At 57.3% G+C, this 1426-nt stretch carries 1 rRNA gene (only partly in view); it reads right to left on the bottom strand.

Features of this window, described 5'->3' with window-relative positions:
- A 23S ribosomal RNA gene (locus ACGFU6_RS39230) occupies positions 1-1276 on the bottom strand (it extends 1924 nt beyond the left edge of the window).
- Between the last annotated feature and the right edge of the window lie 150 nt (positions 1277-1426).

Raw genomic sequence — 1426 nt, 5'->3', positions numbered from 1 at the left:
TGTGAATGACACGACTTCGGCGGTACGCTTGAGCCCCGCTACATTGTCGGCGCGGAATCACTTGACCAGTGAGCTATTACGCACTCTTTCAAGGGTGGCTGCTTCTAAGCCAACCTCCTGGTTGTCTCTGCGACTCCACATCCTTTCCCACTTAGCGTACGCTTAGGGGCCTTAGTCGATGCTCTGGGCTGTTTCCCTCTCGACCATGGAGCTTATCCCCCACAGTCTCACTGCCGTGCTCTCACTTACCGGCATTCGGAGTTTGGCTAAGGTCAGTAACCCGGTAGGGCCCATCGCCTATCCAGTGCTCTACCTCCGGCAAGAAACACACGACGCTGCACCTAAATGCATTTCGGGGAGAACCAGCTATCACGGAGTTTGATTGGCCTTTCACCCCTAACCACAGGTCATCCCCCAGGTTTTCAACCCTGGTGGGTTCGGTCCTCCACGAAGTCTTACCTCCGCTTCAACCTGCCCATGGCTAGATCACTCCGCTTCGGGTCTTGAGCGCGCTACTAAATCGCCCTATTCGGACTCGCTTTCGCTACGGCTTCCCCACACGGGTTAACCTCGCAACACACCGCAAACTCGCAGGCTCATTCTTCAAAAGGCACGCAGTCACGACGCACCGAGTAAACTCGGCGCGCGACGCTCCCACGGCTTGTAGGCACACGGTTTCAGGTACTATTTCACTCCGCTCCCGCGGTACTTTTCACCATTCCCTCACGGTACTATCCGCTATCGGTCACCAGGGAATATTTAGGCTTAACGGGTGGTCCCGCCAGATTCACACGGGATTTCTCGGGCCCCGTGCTACTTGGGTGTCTCTTAAACGAGCCGTTAATGTTTCAGCTACGGGGGTCTTACCCTCTACGCCGGACCTTTCGCATGTCCTTCGCCTACATCAACGGTTTCTGACTCGTCTCACAGCCGGCAGACCGTGAAAAAGAGATCCCACAACCCCGCATGCGCAACCCCTGCCGGGTATCACACGCATACGGTTTGGCCTGATCCAGTTTCGCTCGCCACTACTCCCGGAATCACGGTTGTTTTCTCTTCCTGAGGGTACTGAGATGTTTCACTTCCCCTCGTTCCCTCCACACTGCCTATGTGTTCAGCAGCGGGTGACAGCCCATGACGACTGCCGGGTTTCCCCATTCGGACACCCCCGGATCAAAGCTTGGTTGACAGCTCCCCGGGGCCTATCGTGGCCTCCCACGTCCTTCATCGGTTCCTGGTGCCAAGGCATCCACCGTGCGCCCTTAAAAACTTGGCCACAGATGCTCGCGTCCACTGTGCAGTTCTCAAACAACGACCAGCCACCCATCACCCCACCCTTACCGGGCGAGTTCACTGGGGCCGGCAACCGAAGGACGACCATGACGGCCGTACCTTCAGATACCCAACAGCGTGCCCGACCCGACCG

The organism is Streptomyces sp. NPDC048462 (assembly GCF_043200175.1).
Taxonomy (GTDB): Bacteria; Actinomycetota; Actinomycetes; order Streptomycetales; family Streptomycetaceae; genus Streptomyces.
The sequence above is the reverse complement of the archived record's forward strand: the minus strand, read 5'-3'. Positions and strand labels throughout refer to the sequence as shown.